The organism is Sorangium sp. So ce295, from assembly GCF_051527405.1.
GTDB classification, from domain to species: Bacteria; Myxococcota_A; Polyangia; order Polyangiales; family Polyangiaceae; genus Sorangium; species Sorangium cellulosum_B.
The window spans coordinates 6,819,678-6,838,445 of the sequence record NZ_CP150324.1 but is presented as its reverse complement, the minus strand read 5'-3'; the positions used below and the strand labels follow the sequence as shown (position 1 = coordinate 6,838,445).

Genomic DNA, 18,768 nt, shown 5'->3' with positions numbered 1-18,768 from the left:
CGCCGCACCCTACAGCGCGCTCGCTCCCGGGGGCCAGCGCGCCGGAACCCCTTGAACCGGGCCCTCGCACCGACGACGTTACGCCGCCCGTCATGCCCGGCGACACCCAGGCCGTTCCCCCCGCAGCCCCCGCGGCGCCCTTCGAGACCCGCGCGGCCCTCCTCGCCTGGCTCGCGCAGCACGGCGTCGCGCACCTGGCCCGGCTGAGCCTCGAGGCGGTGGCGCCGCGCGTCGACCCCACGCTCTGGCCCGAGCTGCAGCTCCTCGGCGCGCGGCGGCGCCTCATCGACCTCGCGAGCTCCGAGTCGCTCGCTGGCGCGCTCGCGTGGCTCGCGCCCTCGCGCCTCCGCGACGTCCTGCCGCCCCTCGTCGCTCGCTTCCTGGAGGACGAGCGCGACGACGCCGCGCTCGCGCGCTCCGCCGTCGCGTCGCTCCTGCGCGCGCCCGAGGAGCCGCGAGCCCAGTCGGCGCACGAGCGGCTCTGCGAGCTGCGCGCGCGCGTGCCGGAGGCGGCGGCCCCGCGCCCCGAGCGGGCGCTCCGGGCCGCCGCGCTGCGGTTCGACGCCGCGCTCCCCGGCTTTCGCCTCGACGACCCGCGGCCCTTCGAGGCGCACCGCGCGGGCGCCGGCTTCGTCAGGCCGGAGGCGCGGCTGACCCTCGCGCCCGGGGCTCTCCGCGCCGAGTGCGACTGCGGCGCGGCCGGCTGCGTCCACGTGCTCGCGGCCATCGACGCCGCGCTGCTCTGGCTCCGCCAGCCCCCGAGCGAGGCCTTCTTCCAGGCGCTCGACGAGCTCGGCCGCCCCGCCTGGGAGCGCGCCTTGCTGGCGCTCGACAGGGCCCTCGACGAGGGCCCGGGGGCGCGCGGCGGCGTCGAGCTCTCCTTCCGGCTGGACGTCGTCGAGGCGGCCGGCGTCGTTGTCGCGCCCTGGATCCACCGGCTGGGCAAGAAGGCGCAGCGCGGCGCCGGGGCGCGGCTCGGCAAGAAGCGCCTCCTGCTGGAGCACGGCGGAAAGCTCTCCCCCGAGGACGCCCGCATCGCGTCCCTCCTGCCCGAGGGCAACGCCTTCGCCTCGCGGGCGCTGCTCGAAGCGCTCATCGGCCACCCGCGCCTCTTCCTCGACGAGGCGCCCGACGTCGCCGTGCGGATCGAGCGCGCGCCGGTGGGCGTCGTGGCCGAGGAGCGCCACGGCGCCGTGCGGGTGAGCGCCGGCGTCGAGGGTACGGCGCTGCCCCCCGCGCTGCTCGATCGCGCGCGTCGGGCCCGGCCCGAGGAGGTGCTGTTCCTCTGGGACTGGGACAAGGGCGCGCGGCGGCTCACGCTGCTCGACGTCAAGGCCGAGATCCGGGCGCTGCTCGACGTGCTCGCGCGCGAGGGCGACGTCTTCCCGCCCGAGAGCCACGGCGCGCTGCTCGCCGCGCTCTCGCGGTGGGCGCTGCGCGTGCCCGTGGCCATGCCGCGCAGCGTGATGGGCGAGTCGGTCCCGCCGGAGCTGCTCCCGGTGCTGCGGCTCACGGCCCAGCCCCGCGGCGCCGTGGAGGTCGAGCTGCGCGTGCGGCCGCTCGCCGACGCCCCGCCGCTCGTGCCGGGCGCGGGCGCGCGCGACGTCCACGTGCGGCGCGGCGACCGGGCCCTGCACGCGGTGCGCGACCTGCGCCGGGAACAGGACTTCGCCGCCGCGCTCGCCGCCGAGCTCCCGCTCGCCGGGGCCGAGCCGTTCGAGGATCGCCCGTTCCACTACCGCTTCGCCGGCGCGCAGGGCGCGCTCGATCTGCTCGCGGCCTGCGCGCGGCGCGAGCCGCCCCCGGAGCTCGAGTGGGTCAGCGAGCCCCTGCGCGTCGTGGGCGACGGGGGCCCCCGCGCGCTCAAGGTCGTCCTCGAGAAGCGGCGCGAGTGGTTCGGCGCCCTCGGCGGACTGAGCGTCGCGGGAGAGCGCGTGGAGCTGGCCCGGCTGCTCGACTCGGCGCGCCGCCACGAGCGCTACGTGCAGGTCGAGGCCACCACCTACGTGGAGCTGGGCGAGGCCCTGCGCGCCCACCTCGAGCGCCTGGCCGATCATGTCCACGACTCCCCGCACGGCCTCTCGGTGGGCCCCTCGGCCGCCGCGGTGCTGTGGGAGCTCGAGCGGGCCGGCGCCGCGATCGAGGCGGACGGCGCGTTCCGGGGGCTCGTCGAGCGGGTCGTGGCCGCCGGCGAGCTCTGCCCCGCCGTGCCGGCGTCGCTCGCGGGCGAGCTCCGCCCTTACCAGCTCGACGGGTACCGCTGGCTCGTGCGCCTCGCGGCCTGGGGCGGGGGGGGTGTGCTCGCCGACGACATGGGCCTCGGCAAGACGGTGCAGGCGCTCGCCGTCCTGATCGAGCGCGGCGAGCGCGGGCCGGCGCTCGTCGTCGCGCCCACCTCGGTGGCCTTCAACTGGCAGGACGAGGCGCGTCGCTTCGCGCCCTCCCTCCGCCTCACGCTCTACGCGGACGAGGCCGATCGCGACGGCGCGCTCGCGCGGCTCGGCCCGGGCGACGTGCTGGTGCTCAGCTACGGCCTGCTCGTGCGCGACGCCGCGCGCCTCGCGGCGCGGCGCTTCGCCACCGTCGTCTTCGACGAGGCGCAGAGCCTGAAGAACGCGACCACCCAGCGCTTCCGCGCCGCGAGGGCGCTCCAGGCGGACTTCAGGTTCGCGCTCTCGGGCACGCCGATCGAGAACCACCTCGGCGAGCTCTGGAGCCTCTTCGCGCTCGTCTTCCCCGGCCTCCTGGGCGGCTGGGACGCGTTCCGCGACCGCTACGCCATGCCGATCGAGCGGCACATCGATCCTGCCGCGGGGCCCGCGCTCGCGCGCGTGCTCGCCCCGTTCCTCCTCCGGCGGACCAAGGCGCAGGTGGAGGCCGAGCTGCCGGCGCGCACCGAGGTGCGCGTGCCGGTCGTGCTCTCGGGCGCCGAGTGGCAGCTCTACGAAGACGCGCGCCTCGCGGCGCTGTCCGACCTCGAGACGCCCCGGGCGGTCCGGCGCGAGCAGGAGCGGCGCGTCGAGGTGCTGGCGGCGCTCACGCGCCTCAGGCTGCTCGCGTCGCACCCGCGCCTCTACGACGCGCGCTCGACGCTCGACTCGTCCAAGCTCGCGCGCTTCCTCGGGCTCGTCGAGGAGCTGTGCGCGGAGGGGCAGCGCGCGCTCGTGTTCAGCCAGTTCACGTCGCACCTCGCGCTGGTGCGCGAGGCGCTCGAGGCGCGCGGCGTCGCGTACGTCTACCTCGACGGCGCGACGCCTCGGAAGGCCCGGGCCGAGCGGGTGCGCGAGTTCCAGGAGGGGTCGGCGCCGCTCTTTCTGATCTCGCTGAAGGCGGGGGGGTTCGGCATCAACCTCACGGCGGCCACCAACGTGATCCACCTCGACCCCTGGTGGAACCCCGCGGTCGAGGATCAGGCCTCGGACCGGGCGCACCGCCTGGGCCAGCGGCGACCGGTGACCATCTATCGCCTGGTGGCGCTCGGCACGATCGAGGAGAAGATGCTGTCGCTGCACGCGGAGAAGCGCTCGCTCGTGGCGCAGGTGCTCGGCGGCAAGGACACCGCCGGCAAGCTCTCGACGCAGGAGCTCGTCGACTTGCTCTCGGCGCAGCTCCGGGGGCCGGACGGCGGCGAGGGCGGTGACGGCGAGCTCTCGGACTCCCGCCCTCCGAGTTGCGCTCTTTGACTCGGGATCTCTGACTCGGGATCTCTGTCTCGTGCCGTCCGACTTCCGCGCTCCGTGGACCGAAGGTGGGCGCTGCGTCCGCCCAGCTGAAGCATTCCCCTCGGAATTTCCGAGAAAATTGAACAGGGAGGCGGGGAGACGGGGAGGGAAATCTTCAAAATACTCCCCGTCTCCCCGCCTCCCTGTTCAATTTCCCCGCTGAAAAGGGCTGCAAAATGAGAGAGTTTATCCGGTCGCCCAGAGCACGGCGAGATCGAGCTCGATGGCCTGGAAGGGCGTGGCGCGGACGCTCGCGGTGTCGCGGTGGATGGCGATCGGCGCCCAGCTGCGGTCCGCGGCGAGCGTGAAGATCTCCAGGGTCCGCTGGAGGGGCGCGATCAGCCAGACGTGCCGCACGCCCTCGCGCGCATAGATGGGCATCTTCTCCTTGCGATCGTGCTGCTCGGTCGAGGGGCTCAGGACCTCGCAGATCCAGTCCGGAGCGAGCGAGAAGTAGGGCGTGTCGGGGAGCTCGGCCATGCGCTCCCGACGCCACCCGGCGAGGTCCGGCACGACGACATCCACGTCGCCTGGCGAGGCCGGATCGGGGAAGTGGATCTCGGGCTCGTCCAGGATCCACCAGCCACCCGGGCCGTTCTTGCCGTGATCGAAGGGACCGCCGAGCTCGATGCCCAGGCTCGAGGCGGCGCGCGCGTGCCGCGGCGCTGGCCGGGGGAAGAGGTGAAGCTCGCCGCCGATGAGCTCTGCCACCTTGTTCGGCGGCGCCGCCTCGAGGTCGGCGTACGTCGCGCGTCGACGTTTCTCGGCGGGATGGCCCATGGGTCCAGCGTGCCCTGAGGGGGGCGGCGAAGCAAGGTGCAAGCCCCAGGCCTCCGCGCAGGGCGGCCGGTCTGCAGGCGCTTCGCCGCCCTCACGCCTCTCCGACCTCGCTCGCAAACGCCTGCGCGGGGTCGGCCTGCCTCGCCGCGTCGCCCGGAGGCGCCTTGTGGACGAGGGGCCGCTTCCATCGCCCCGAGGCGTAGTAGGCCGTGCCGGCGATCATCGACACGACGAAGCTCGCCGCGATGGCGTACCAGACGCCCTTCACGCTGCGCATCTCGCGCGAGAGCCAGTACGCGAGCGGGGCGCGGACGACCCAGAGGCTGAGCAGCGTCGTCGCGGTCGTGATCATGGTCGCGCCGGCGCCGTTGATGATGCCGTTGCTCACGAAGGTGAGGCCGAAGAACACGTAGCACGCGCCGACCGTGTGCAGGTACGACACGCCGAGCTCGATGACGGCCGGATCGGTGATGAACACCCTGAGGAGCGCCTCGGGGAACGCGACCGCCACCGCCGAGATGAGGAGCGTCATGCCGCCGCTGAACACGCACCCCCACGCGAAGATCTCGCGCACGCGGCCGTGGTGCCCCGCCCCCAGGTTCTGCCCGGCGAGCGTCGATATCGCCATCCCCATGTTGATCGCCGGCAGGAAGGCGATCTGGTCGATGCGCGAGGCCGCGCCGAACGCGGCGGTCGCGATCTCCCCGAACCCGTTCACGATCCCCGTCACGACGACCATGCCCAGCGCCACCACCGACTGCTGGACGGCCGCCGGCACGCCGATTCGGAGCGTCTTTCGCATCGTCGGCCCGAGCTGGCCGAAGCGCGGCCAGCGCGGCGCGATCGGCGACCTGCGGGCGTGGAGGTACAGGTTGAGCGCCACGAGCGCGATGGCCTGAGAGACGAGCGTGGCCCACGCCGTCCCGTTCAGGCCGAGCTCCGGCAGCCCCAGCCGCCCGAAGATGAGGAGCGGGTCGAGGACGGTCGTCAGCACGACGGAGCCGAGCAGGAAATAGAGCGGCGTCCTGGAGTCACCGGTGCCTTGCAGCATGCTCCGGAGCGCGAGCATGCCGAAGCTGAACGGCAGCGAGAGCAGGTAGATGCGGAGATAGCTGACCGACGGCGCGAAGACGTCGGCCGGCGTGTCCATCGCGCGGAGGATCTGGGGCGTAAAGAGCTCCCCGAGGGCGGTCAGCAGGAGGCCCAGGCCGTAGATCAGCACGGTGGAGCCGTCGACCACGCGCCGCAGCTCATCGAACCGCCTGGCGCCGAAGCTCTGCGAGACGAGGATGTTCGTCGCGAGGGTCATCCCCATCCCGACGCCGAAGATGGTGAAGACGATCGGGAAGCTCACGGTGACGGCCGCCAGCGCCGCCGTGCCCAGGTACTGACCGACCCAGATGGCGTTGATGAAGCTGTAGGTCGTCTGAAGGAAGCCCCCGATCAGCATCGGGAGCGAGAACGTCACGATATGTCTCGGGATGCTGCCTGTCGTCAGATCGGTTCCAAACTTCGATTGCATCAGGTTCCTCGCCTGGGAGCGGGTGGAGAGCGGCCTCGTGGTGGGCTGTTCAATCGCGGCGTAACGTAGGGAACGCGTGGCGACCGTCCACCACCCACCCCGCTGGCGCGCAGCTTGCAATCGGCCGACGCCGCTGAACGCTCCAGGCCTGTCGACGAGCGCCAGCGAGGAGAAACGACATGCCGAAAGCGAAGTCCGCGAGCGCACCCCGGACCCCGGGAGCGCGGCCCGGGCCGTCCGAGCCTTCCGAGGCGTCCCTGCCGCTGGCGCTCACCGCCGCCGAGCAGGATCTCCTGGGTCGCGCTCTCCGGTTCCTCGTCAACGTCCAGGCCGCGCCGTTCATCGCGCGGGCGCGTCGCGAGGGCTACGCGGCGAACGAGCACCGCGAGGGGTGGCGGCTATTCAAGCTCGCCGCGGGCGAGCAGCGCCCGCTCGAGCACCTCTTCGCGGAGGCCGCGAGCGGCGGAGGCGTCGAGGGCGCCGAGCGGATGCAGCTGCTCCGGGAGGTCGAGGTCTTCGAGAACACGTGGTTCCCGCGAACGCGCGCGATCATCCGCCGCGTGGTGCAGCGCGAGCGGCGCGACGGCTTCGAGACCGCGTTCTTCAAGCACCTGGAGCCGCAGCCGCTCGGGTCGACGGTGGTCATGTCGGTCGGGACGTACCTCCGCCGCCTCGAGGGGCTCGCCAGGAACAGCGATGGCGACGCGAAGAAGGTCCACAAGACGCTCGCGGCGCGCGGGCTGACCGAGGCGAAGGTGCAGCAGGTGCGCGATCTGCTGGCGAAGCTCGAGGCCGGCGCCGGGGCTCAGGCGCAGCCGCCCCGGGTGCCGGCGGCCGAGCTGACGAGGGCCTGGCGCGAGCAACGGGAGGGGATCGAGGGCCTGCGGGACTGGTTCAACGACTGGGCGACGACGCTGCGGCAGGTCTTCCCGGTGAATGCGCAGATCCAGCTCGGCCTCACGGCCGTGAGGCGCACGGCGGCCGCCGGAGTGGTGATCGAGGAGGACGTGTCGCTCGACGAGGACGAGGGCGCCGACGGCGAGGTCACCGGCGCGGAGCCGCCGGTCGGCTGACGCTCTTCGGCCGCCGCGGTGCCGGACCAGCACCCGCGGCGCCCGCGCTGCCAGCGCAGATCCCGCGCGCAGGCCGCACAAGTGGCGGGGGATGGGAGCCCGCGCGGCGCCAGGCCGCGGAGGCGGCTACGCAACCGCTTGCTCTCTTCCGCAATGGTTTGCGGCATCCAGCAAAAGGTTGCGCTCCGAGGGCCCCGGCGGAACACGTCCCGCACGGCACGAGCACGGCTGCGTGCAGGCGGCCGCGCTGCAAGGGAGACTCGCCCCGTCGACTGGGCTCGTCGTCCGAGCCACGACTCGGTTCTTCGCCTGAACGACGATTCGGGCTCGTCGCCTGGGCCATCCCTGTGCCCGTCGCCTGAGCCACAGCCCGGCTCGTCGCCTGAGCCACAGCCCGGCTCGTCGCCTGAGCCACAGCCCGGCTCGTCGCCTGAGCCACAGCCCGGCTCCTCGCCTGAGTTTGAGCGATGACTGGGCTCTTCACCTGCGCGATGACTGGACTCGTCGCCTGAGCCACAGCCCGGCTCCTCGCGTGTGCCACGGCTCGGCGCCTGGGAATTGCCGCAATGCCGAGCGCCCTGAAATGACGGAAGAATAGGAGGAGAACGACGGAAGCCCTGGTGTGAAGGAGAGGGGCTGACGCATCCGAGGCGCCGACACCGGACGATGTGGGGGGGTATGCTATAGAACCTCCCAACAGGCAGCGACGGTTGGCTGCTTGAGCATCGGTCCGGGTACGCCGTCGGGTTCTCTCGCCAGAGCGGCGCGACGAGCTCGAGATTCGGGAGCGTTGCGTGTCGACAGGGGGTGGGGACGTTTCGCCCAGGGCCGCCGCGCGGGCGTGGCAGCGATCGGAGGGGCCAGGATGAGCCGCGAGACCCTCGCGCCAGGGACGGTGTTCCAGGGTCGCTATGAGATCCTGTCCTGCTGCCGAGCGAGCGGCCGAACGGTCGTTTACAGGGGCCGGCGCATCAGGGGCGGTGTGCCGATCGTGCTCCAGATTCTCCGTCTGCCTCGCGATGGAGAGGGCAGACACCCTGCGCGGCGCTCCGTCTCGCGGTTCCTGCGGGAGATGCGCTCTGGCACGCGGCTCCACCACGCTCCGATCGTCCGGCCCGTCGACTGGGGGCACGCCGGCGAGGGGCGGCTCTACACCGTCTTCGAGCTCATGCCGGGACACACCCTGCGGGAGGTGATGCCTTCGGAGGACGACCTGCAGCAGCACGCGCTCGGCGCGACCCTTCCGCAGGCGACGCTCGAGCTCAAGGAGACCCCGCGCCGCGACGCCGAGGCCCAGGAGCACAGACAGCCGGACCGGCCGGGATCGGGCGGAATGCGCGGCGAGCGTGGCGAACCGGTCGAGACCACGCTCGCGCTCGCCGGCCTGGCACCCACGGAGGCGTCGGCCGGCGTGACGCCCGAGGAGCGCGCGCGCGAGGCCGCAGCGCCGTCGGTAGACGACGCGCACGACGCGCACGGCGCAACCACGGTGGGGGGAGCGACGCCGACGGGGCGCGGTCCGGGATCCGCGCTGCCCGACGTCGGCGGCACGATCAAGCACTACGAGATCATCCGCAAGCTGGGCCGGGGCGGCATGGGGATCGTGTACCTGGCCCGCGACACGAAGCTCGGGCGCCTCGTGGCGATCAAGCTGCTGCTCGAGTTCAGCGGACAGGGAAACGAGCGCTTCCTGGACGAGGCGCGGGCCACGGCGCGCTGCCGTCACGAGAACATCGTGGTGATCCACGAGGTCGACGAGATCCGCGGACACCCGTACCTGGTGCTGGAGTACATCAAGGGCCGCACGCTGAGCGAATGGCTGACCCAGCGCGAGCACCCGAGCGCGCCGGGGCCGCTCGCCGCGATAGGGCCGTCGGGCCCGATGTCGCCCGGCCAGGTGGTGGAGGTGATGATCCCGGTCGTCCGCGCGCTGGTCTGCGCGCACGAGCTCGGGATCGTGCACCGCGATCTGAAGCCGGAGAACATCCTCATCGACGACGCAGGGAGCATCAAGGTGCTCGACTTCGGGATCGCGAAGCAGCTCGACGCCAGGGTGATGTCGACGCTCACGGGCACGCAGGCGACGCTCGCGCGAGGCCACGGCGATGGCCACCGGAGCGGGCTCATCGGCACGCCGGCCTACATGTCGCCCGAGCAATTGCTGGGCGGGGACGTCGATCCTCGCAGCGACCTCTGGGCCGTGGGCATCCTCCTGTACACGCTGCTCGTGGGGGCGCACCCGCTCGACCCGTTCTCCGTCGCGCGGCTCGCGGACATCGTGAAGCTCGATCTCCCCATGCCGCGCGTGAGCGCGCGGCGCCCGGACGTGGGCGCGCTCGGCGACCTCGTCGATCGGTGCCTGAAGAAGCGCCAGCACGAGCGCATCGGCTCGGCCAAGGAGCTGCTCGCGGAGCTGGAGGCGCTGCTGCCCGGTCGAAAGGCGCTCGAGCTGGGCGACGACGAGAGCCCGTTCGCCGGGCTGTCCGCGTTCCAGGAGTCGGACGCGGCGCGCTTCTTCGGCCGCGATCGCCAGATCGCCGCCACGACGACGCGGCTGCGCTACCAGCCGCTCCTCACGGTCGTCGGGCCGTCGGGGGCGGGCAAATCGTCGTTCGTGCGCGCGGGGGTGATCCCCGCGTTGAAGCGCGGTAGCGAGCGGTGGGAGACGTTCATCGTGCGGCCGGGGCGCCGGCCGCTGTCGGCGCTCGTCGATGTGCTCGCGCAGGTGGTCGAGTCCGAGGTGGCCAGCACGGGGTCCGGGTCGGCCGAGCTCCCCGACCACGACGGGATCGTCGCCACGCTGCGCGCCCAGCCGGGGCACCTGGGCGCCCGGCTGCGCGCGCGCTGCCGCCGCGAGGGGACGAGGCACCATGTCCTGCTCTTCGTCGATCAGTTCGAGGAGCTGTACACGCTCGGCGCCAGCCGCGAGGAGCGGGCCGCGTTCGTGGCCTGCCTGGAAGGCGTGGCCGACGACGCGTCATCGCCCCTGCGTGTGCTGCTCGCCGTCCGCTCGGACTTCCTCGATCACATGGCCGATGATCACGATTTCGTGATCGACGTGACGCGCGGTCTGTCGCTGCTGCCGCCGATGGGGCGCGACGGCCTGCGCGACGCGCTGACGAGGCCGCTGGAGGCGGCCGACCATCGCTTCGAGACGCCCGAGATGATCGAGGACATGCTGGGCACGCTGGAGAGCACGCGGAGCCCGCTGCCGCTCTTGCAGTTCACGGCCGCGAAGCTGTGGGAGGCGCGGGATCGCGAGCACCGGCTGCTGACGCGAGACAGCTACGAGCGGCTGGGCGGCGTGGCCGGCGCCCTGTCCGCGCACGCGGACGCGGTGCTCTCGGCGCTGCCGGTGCGCGAGCAGCGGCTGGCCCGCGCGGTGCTCGTGCGCCTTGTCACGCCGGAGCGCACGCGCGCGGTGGTCAGCCTGGAGGAGCTCCATGGGGTGGCGCAGAACGGCGGGGCTCCTGCGGGCGAGGCGATCGACCAGGTGGTCCAGCACCTGGCCGCCGCGCGGCTGCTGCTGATCGAGACCGGGGGCGAGCGCGAGGGCACGACGGTGGAGCTGGTGCATGAGTCGCTGATCGAGCGGTGGCCCAAGCTCCGGCAGTGGCTCGCCGAGGGCGAGCAAGACGCGCAGTTCCTGGCCCGGCTGCGCGCCTCGGCGCAGCAGTGGGAGGCGAGCGGCTGGGCCGAGGGGCTGCTCTGGCGCGACCGCGCGGCCCAGGACGCGAGGGCATGGTACGAGCGCCGGCGCGCCGCGCAGGGCGCCGATGGGCGAGCGGGGCTGAGCAAGCGCGAGGAGCGCTATCTCCTGGCCGTCGTGGAGCTCGCCGAGCGCGCGCGGCGCTTGCGACGGCAGTTTGCTGTCGGCCTGATCGCGACGCTCAGCGCGTTCGCGGTGATGGTGTCGTACCTGGCGATCCGCGCGCAGGCGGACGCGCTCCTTGCGCGCAATGCCACCCGCATGGCCGCGGCGCGCGAGCTGCAATCCGATCCCACGACGGTGCTGGCGCTCTTGCGGGAGGTCGAGCCGCCCGAGGTGCCGCGCGGGTGGGCCACCCTCGCGCGCTGGGCGCTGCACAGCTGGGTCGCGCGCGTGGTGCTCACCCATCCCGATTTCGTCATCCGCGCGGCGTTCAGCCCCGACGGCAAGCACATCGCGACGATCTGCGCGGACAGGGCCGTGCGGGTGTGGAACGCCGACGGCACGGGCGAGCCGCTGGTCCTTCGTGGCCACGACGCGCCGATCAACTCGGTGGCGTTCAGCCCCGGCGGCGAGCGCATCGTGACGGCGTCGGACGACAGGACCGCGCGGGTGTGGCGCACGGAGGGTGCGGGCGAGCCGCTCGTCCTCCGCGGTCACGAGGACGGGGTCTATTCGGCGGCGTTCAGCCCCGATGGCGGGCGCATCGTGACGGCGTCGTTCGACCGGACCGCGCGGGTGTGGAAGGCGGATGGCACGGGCGAGCTCCTCGTCCTCCGGGGTCACCCGGAGCCGGTCTATTTCGCGGCGTTCAGCCTCGACGGCGGGCGCATCGTGACGGCGTCGTTCGACCGGACCGCGCGGGTGTGGAAGGCGGACGGCACGGGCGAGCCGGTTGTCCTGCCCGGTCACGAGGATGCCGTCTACTCGGCTGCGTTCAGCCCGGATGGCAAGCGCGTCGTCACGGCGTCGTGGGACAAGACGGCGCGGGTGTGGAACGCCGATGGGTCGGGCGAGCCCCGGATCCTGCGCGGCCACGAGGATGTCGTCTACTCGGCGGCGTTCAGCCCGGATGGCGAGCGCATCGTCACGGCGTCGTGGGACAAGACGGCGCGGGTGTGGAACGCCGACGGGTCGGGGGAGCCTCGGATCCTGCGCGGCCACCAGGATCGGGTCTACTCCGCGGTGTTCAGCGCCGACGGCGGGCGCATCGTCACGGCGTCTTATGACAAGACGGCGCGGGTGTGGAACGCCGAGAGCACGGGTGAGCCCCTCAGCCTCCGTGGTCACGAGGATGCCGTCTACTCGGCGGCGTTCAGCCCCGATGGCAAGCGCATCGTCACCGCGTCGTGGGACAGGACAGCGCGGGTGTGGAACGCCGAGGTCGCGGGGGCGCCCGTGATCTTCCGTGGCCACGAGGGGGAGGTGTTCTCGGCTGCGTTCAGCCCTGACGGCAAGCGCATCGTCACCGCGTCCGACGACAAGACGGCGCGTGTGTGGAACGCCGACGGCTCGGGGGAACCGCTGGTGATCCGTGGTCATGCGGACAGGGTTCGCTCTGCGGCGTTCAGCCCCGACGGCAAGCGCATCGTCACGGCGTCCTTCGACAAGACGGCGCGCGTGTGGAGCGCCGACGGGTCTGGAGAGCTCGTGGCGCTCCGTGGTCACGCGGACAGGGTGCGTTCGGCGGCGTTCAGCCCCGACGGCGAGCGCATCGTCACCGCCTCGTATGACAACACGGCGCGTGTGTGGAACGCCGATGGCACGGGCGAGGCCGTGGTCCTGCGAGGGCACGATCGTTGGGTCGTATCGGCGGCGTTCAGCCCTGACGGCGAGCGCGTCGTCACGGCGTCGTGGGACAAGACGGTGCGGGTGTGGAGCGCCGACGGCACAGGCAAGCCCGTGGTCCTGCGTGGTCATGAGCACCTGGTCAATGCTGCGGTGTTCAGCCCTGATGGCAAGTATGTCGTGACCGCGTCCGACGACAAGACGACGCGGATATGGAATGCCGACGGCACGGGCGAGCCCCTGGTGCTGCGCGGGTCCGACGCGTCCGTCAACGCGGTGGCGTACAGCCCCGATGGCAAGCGCATCGTGACCGGGTCCGACGACAAGGTCGCGCGGGTGTGGACCGACCTCGACCCGCTCCGCGGCGTCGATGACCCGAAGCTGTGGACGGCGACGACCTACTGCATGCCCGTCGAGCGGAGGATCGAGCTCCTTCGTGTGCCCGAGTCGGCCGCCCGGGCGAGCCAGGAGGCCTGCCTGCGGCAGGTCGCCGCGGTCCGCGCGGCGGTGCCGGGGGGGCAGGCGGACTCGGGGGGCCGGCTGCGCGGCACGGCCGGCCGATGACGAGCCTTATCGATGCGGGGTGAGGATGTTTCGCCTGAAGCTGGCGCACGAGGCGGCGGCGAGCCGAGGAGCCGGGATGAACCGGCGGATCCTGGCGCCCGGGATGGTGTTCCAGGGCCGCTACGAGATCTTGTCATGTTTTCGGGCGAGCAGCCGAGCGGCCGTCTACAAGGGGCGGCTGATCGAGAGCGGTCAGCCGATCCTCCTTCAGATCCTGCGCCTGGCGCGGAACGGAGCTGGCGCGCATCTGGTGCGGCGTGGCCTGGCGCGATTCCTGCGGGAGATGCGCTGTTGCACGCGGCTCCATCACCCCCGCATCGGCTGGCCCATCGACTGGGGGCACGCTGGCGAGGGGCGGCTCTATGCGGTCTTCGAGCTCGTGCCCGGACGTGCGGCCGGCGTGGAGGACAGCGGGCGGGAGGGGCTGGAGCCGAGAGGAGAAGGGGCGAGCGGAGATTCCGAGATTCTTGTGCGGCGACGGCCGGACCACCCGATCGCGAGCGGAGCCCCTGGCGAAGAGGCGGTGCGCACGCTCGCGCTCGCCGGGATGGCGCCCACGGAGGCCGCGGCCGACCTGGTGCCCGAGGAGCAGGCGCAGAAGGCAGCGCTCCCGCCGACGCAGGATGGGAAGATGCTGGTGGGAGCGACGCTAGGCGAGCGCGCTCTGGATTCCGTGCTACCGGACGCAGGCGGCACGATCAAGCATTACGAGATCATCCGCAAGCTGGGCCGGGGCGGCATGGGGAGCGTGTACCTGGCGCGGGACACCAAGCTCGGGCGCCTCGTCGCGATCAAGCTCCTGAGCGAGCACAGCGGGCAAGGGAGCGAGCGCCTTCTGGCTGAGGCGCGGGCCACGGCGCGCTGCCGTCACGAGAACATCGTGGTGATTCACGAGGTGGACGAGATCCGCGGACACCCGTACCTGGTGCTCGAGTACATCAAGGGCCGCACGCTGAGCGAATGGCTGACCCAGCGCGAGCACCCGAGCGCGCCAGGGCTGCTCGCTGCGATAGGGCCGTCCGGCCCGATGCCGCCCGGCCAGGTGGTGGAGCTGATGATCCCGGTCGTCCGCGCGCTGGTCTGCGCGCACGAGCTCGGGATCGTGCATCGCGATCTGAAGCCGGACAACATCCTGATCGATGACGCAGGATGTATCAAGGTGCTCGACTTCGGCATTGCCAAGCAGCTCGATGTCCAGAGGATGTCGACGAACACGGGGGCGCGGGCGGCGCTTGCGGGAGGCGGTGACCTGGGCCATCGGAGCGCGATCATCGGCACGCCGGCCTACATGTCGCCCGAGCAACTGCTGGGCGGGAACATCGATCCTCGCAGCGACCTCTGGGCCGTGGGCATCCTCCTGTACACGCTGCTCGTGGGGGCGCACCCGCTCGACCCGTTCTCGGTCGCGCGGCTCGCGGACATCGTGAATTTGGATGTTCCAATGCCTGGCGTCAGCGCTCGGCGCCCGGACGTGGGCGCGCTCGGCGACCTGGTCGTCCGGTGCCTCAAGAAGCGGAAGCAAGAGCGGATCGGCTCTGCCAAGGAGCTGCTCGTCGAGCTGGAGGCGCTGCTGCCCGGCCGAAAGGGGCCCGAGCTCGGCGAAGGAGAGAGCCCGTTCGCTGGGCTATCGGCGTTCCAGGAGTCGGATACCGCGCGCTTCTTCGGTCGCGATCGCGATGTCGCCGCCATGACAGCGCGGCTGCGCTACCAGCCGCTGGTCACTGTCGCCGGTCCCTCCGGGGCGGGCAAATCGTCGCTCGTGCGCGCGGGGGTGATCCCTGCGTTGAAGCGCGGTAGCGAGCGGTGGGAGACGTTCATCGTGCGACCAGGGCGCCGGCCGCTGTCGGCGCTCGTCGATGTGCTCGTGCAGGTGGCCGAGCTCGAGGTCGCCGAGCACGACGGGATCGTCGCCACCTTGCGCGCGCAGCCGGGGCACCTGGGCGTTCGGTTGCGAGCGCGCTGCCGCCGTGAGGGGGCGAGGCATCAACTCCTGCTCTTCGTCGATCAATTCGAAGAGCTCTATACTCTTGGCGTCGCGCCCGAGGAGAGGGCTGCGTTCGTCGCCTGTCTGGAAGGCGTGGCCGACGACGCGTCGTCGCCCCTGCGCGTCCTGCTCGCCATTCGCTCAGATTTTCTCGATCGAATCGCCGATGAACACGATTTCATGGGCGATGTGACACGCGGCCTCAGCCTGTTGCCGCCGATGGGGCGCGAGGGCCTGCGAAAGGCGTTGACGAGGCCGCTGGAGGCGGCTGGTCATCGCTTCGAGACCGCGGAGATGGTCGAGGACATGCTGGGCACGCTCGAGAGCACGCGCAGCCCGTTGCCACTCCTTCAGTTCACGGCCGCGAAGCTGTGGGAGGCGCGGGATCGCGAGCGCCGGCTCTTGACCCGAGACAGCTACGAGAGGCTGGGCGGCGTGGCTGGCGCCCTGTCCGCGCACGCGGACGCGGTGCTCTCGGCGCTGCCGGCACGCGAGCAGCGGCTGGCCCGTGCGGTGCTCGTGCGCCTGGTCACCCCCGAGCGCACGCGCGCGGTGGTGAGCCTGGATGAGCTTTACGGCAGCGCGGCGGGCGGCGAGGAGGGGGCGCTTCTGGCGATCCCCCAGGTGGTCCAGCACCTGGCCGGTGCGCGGCTGCTGCTCATCGAGACCAGCGGCGAGCGCCAGGGCACGACCGTGGAGCTGGTCCATGAGTCCTTGATCGAAACGTGGGCGCGGCTCAGGCAGTGGCTTGCGGAGAGCGAGCAAGACGCGCAGCTCCTGGCCCGGCTAAGGGCCGCGGCCCAGCAGTGGGAGGCGGGCGGGCGCGCCGAGGGGCTGCTCTGGCGCGACCGCGCGGCCCAGGAGGCCCGAGCATGGTACGAGCGTCGCAGCGCTGCGCAGGGCGCCGAGTGGCGCGTAGGGCTAGGCAAGGGGGAGGAGCGCTATCTGCTGGCCGTCGTGACCCTCGCCGAGCGCGCGCAGCGCTTGCGGCGGCGGCTCGCGATGGGCGCGATCGCCGCGCTCGTGGTGATCGCGCTCCTCGTATCTTACCTGGCGCTCCGCGCCGACAAGGAAGCGGAGCATGCGCAGACCGAAGCCCTTCAGGCGCGCAATGCCACCCGAATGGCCGCTGCGCGCGAGCTACAGGCCGATCCCACGACCGTGCTCGCGATCTTGCGCGAGGTCGAGGCGCCTGATGTGCCGCGAGGCTGGGCCGCTCTCGCGGGCTGGGCGCTGCACAGCTGGGTCGCTCGCGCGATGCTCACCCATCCGGACGGCGTCGTGTGTGCGAGCTACAGTCCTGACGGCGAGCGCATCGTCACCGCATCCTGGGATAAGACCGTGCGTGTGTGGAACGCGGATGGTGCGGGCGAGCCCCTGGTCTTTCGAGGTCACGACAGCGTCGTTCGTTCGGCGGTGTTCAGCCCTGACGGCCAGCGCATCGCGACGGCGTCGCACGACAAGACGGCGCGTGTGTGGAACGCGGATGGTACGGGCGAACCCCAGGTCTTCCGGGGTCATGAAGCTCCGGTCCATTCGGTGGCGTTCAGCCCCGACAGCAAGCGCATCGTCACCGCGTCCTGGGATAAAACCGTGCGTGTATGGAACGCGGATGGTACGGGCGCACCCCAGGTCTTCCGGGGTCATGAAGCCCCGGTCCATTCGGCGGCGTTCAGCCCCGACGGCAAGCGCATCGTCACCGCGTCCATGGACGGGACCGCTCGGGTGTGGAATGCGGATGGCACGGGCGAGCCCTTGGTCCTCCGTGGTCATGAGGAGGGGCTCTATTCGGCGGCGTTCAGCCCCGACGGCAAGCGCATCGTCACCGCGTCCCTGGACAGGACCGCGCGCGTGTGGAACGCGGATGGAATCGGCGAGCCCCTTGTCCTCCACGGCAATGAGGAGCAGGTCTCTTGGGCGGCGTTCAGCCCGGATGGCAAGCGCATCGTCACCGCGTCCCTGGACAGGACCGCGCGCGTGTGGAACGCGGATGGAATCGGCGAGCCCTTGGTCCTTCGTGGCCACGACGATGTCGTCTACTCGGCGGTGTTTAGCCCTGACGGCAAGAGCATCGTCACCGCGTCCTTGGACAGGACCGCGCGCGTGTGGAGCGCCGGTGACGTGGGCGATCCCGTCGAGCTTCGCGGTCACAAGGATCCGGTCGTTTCGGCGGAATTCAGCCCTGACGGCAAGCGCATCGTCACCGCGTCGTTGGACAGGACCGTACGCGTGTGGCGCGCGGATGGCGTGGGCGATCCTTTGGCGCTGCGCGGTCACAAGGCCCCGGTCTTTTCGACGGCGTTCAGCCCCGACGGCAAGCACATCGTCACGGCGTCAGGGGACAAGACCGTACGCGTGTGGAGCGCGGATGGCGTGGGTGATCCATTGGTGCTTCGCGGTCACGGGGATCCGGTCTTTTCGGCGGCGTTCAGCCCCGACGGCGAGCGCATCGTCACGGCCTCATGGGACAAGACCGTACGTGTGTGGAGCGCGGATGGCGTGGGCGATCCCTTGGTGCTTCGCGGTCACGAGGATCCGGTCGTTTCGGCGGCGTTCAGCCCTGACGGCGAGCGCATCGTCACGGCCTCATGGGACAAGACCGTACGTGTGTGGAGCGCGGATGGCACAGGCGAGCTCCTGGTCCTGCGCGGTCACGAGGGTCCGGTCTTTTCGGCGGCGTTCAGCCCCGATGGCAAGCGCATCCTGACTGGGGCATGGGACAAGACCGCTCGCGTGTGGAACGCCGACGGTACGGGCGAGCCCCTGGTCCTGCGTGGTCACGAGCACTGGGTCAGTTCGGCGGCGTTCAGCCCCGACGGCACGCGCATCGTCACCGCGTCCCGGGACCACACGGTGCGGATATGGAATGCGGATGGCACGGGCGAGCCCTTGGTCCTTCGCAGCTCCGATTCCCCGGTCAACAGCGTGGCGTTCAGCCCCGATGGCAAGCGCATCGTCACGGCGTCTGACGACAAGATCGCGCGGGTGTGGACCGACCTCGATCCTCTCCACGGCGTCGATGACCCGAAGCTGTGGACTGCGACGACCTACTGCATGCCCGTCGAGCGGAGGATTGAGCTCTTCCGCGTGTCCGAGGCCGCCGCTCGGGCCCACCAGCAGGCCTGTCTGCGCCGGGTCGACGCAGCCCGCGCGGCTGCCCCTTGAACTCGGCCGTTGGACCACGCGGCACGGCCGACCGATGACGGGCGTTGTTCCCTCGCCTTGCACATGCTGCCAGGGCGGGCCGGCGCGCAGCGCGGGATCGCGGTCTGCCCGGCGGCCAGGTTGCTCACCCGAGGTGCGACTGCAATAACAGGGTGCCACGAACAACAAGACCATTGCGCGGAAATCGCTGGAACGTCGAGTGAACTGAGATTGTGGGGAAGGGAGCCGCCCGGGCATCCAGAGCGGCGATGCCGGACGGGGCGGGGGGACGATGCCATCGAGCAAGGATAGGCAGCAAGGCTGCCTGAGCGTCGAGCCGGATGCGCCGTTGAGCTCTCTCGTCTCGCGCAGCGCTCCTGGTGAAGAGGCGGTGCGCACGCTCGTGCTCCCCGAGCTCGCGCGCGCGGAGGACCGCGCGGAGGAGGTGGTCGGCCGAGTGCCCGAGGAGCGAGCGCAACAGA

At 71.7% G+C, this 18,768-nt stretch carries 6 protein-coding genes; 4 read left to right on the top strand and 2 right to left on the bottom strand.

Annotated elements, in window-relative coordinates; all coding sequences use genetic code 11:
• Positions 1–92: 92 nt before the first annotated feature.
• A complete protein-coding gene (locus WMF11_RS25805; protein ID WP_437972595.1) occupies positions 93–3,683 on the top strand; it encodes an SNF2-related protein in 3,591 nt (1,196 codons plus the stop codon).
• A 225-nt stretch (positions 3,684–3,908) separates the two neighbouring features.
• Here WMF11_RS25805 and WMF11_RS25800 read toward each other — a convergent pair whose 3' ends face one another.
• Together WMF11_RS25800 and WMF11_RS25795 are read right to left on the bottom strand one after the other, a co-directional pair.
• Positions 3,909–4,502: a Uma2 family endonuclease gene (locus WMF11_RS25800; protein WP_437972594.1), complete on the bottom strand. Its 594-nt coding sequence runs from the start codon at positions 4,500–4,502 to the stop codon at positions 3,909–3,911.
• Positions 4,503–4,593: 91 nt separating this feature from the next.
• Positions 4,594–6,024: an MATE family efflux transporter gene (locus WMF11_RS25795; RefSeq protein WP_437910938.1), complete on the bottom strand. Its 1,431-nt coding sequence runs from the start codon at positions 6,022–6,024 to the stop codon at positions 4,594–4,596.
• Between the two features lie 179 nt (positions 6,025–6,203).
• On the opposite strand from WMF11_RS25795, the gene WMF11_RS25790 reads away from it, so the two are divergent.
• From WMF11_RS25790 to WMF11_RS25780, 3 genes are all read left to right on the top strand, one after another.
• The gene (locus WMF11_RS25790; protein WP_437972593.1) at positions 6,204–7,097 is read left to right on the top strand and encodes a hypothetical protein; all 894 of its coding nucleotides are present in this window, start codon (positions 6,204–6,206) and stop codon (positions 7,095–7,097) included.
• A gap of 1,072 nt (positions 7,098–8,169) precedes the next feature.
• Positions 8,170–13,158: an nSTAND1 domain-containing NTPase gene (locus WMF11_RS25785; RefSeq protein WP_437972592.1), complete on the top strand. Its 4,989-nt coding sequence runs from the start codon at positions 8,170–8,172 to the stop codon at positions 13,156–13,158.
• A gap of 25 nt (positions 13,159–13,183) precedes the next feature.
• Entirely contained in the window at positions 13,184–18,307 is a 5,124-nt protein-coding gene (locus WMF11_RS25780; RefSeq protein ID WP_437979273.1) for an nSTAND1 domain-containing NTPase, read from the top strand.
• Positions 18,308–18,768: the final 461 nt, after the last annotated feature.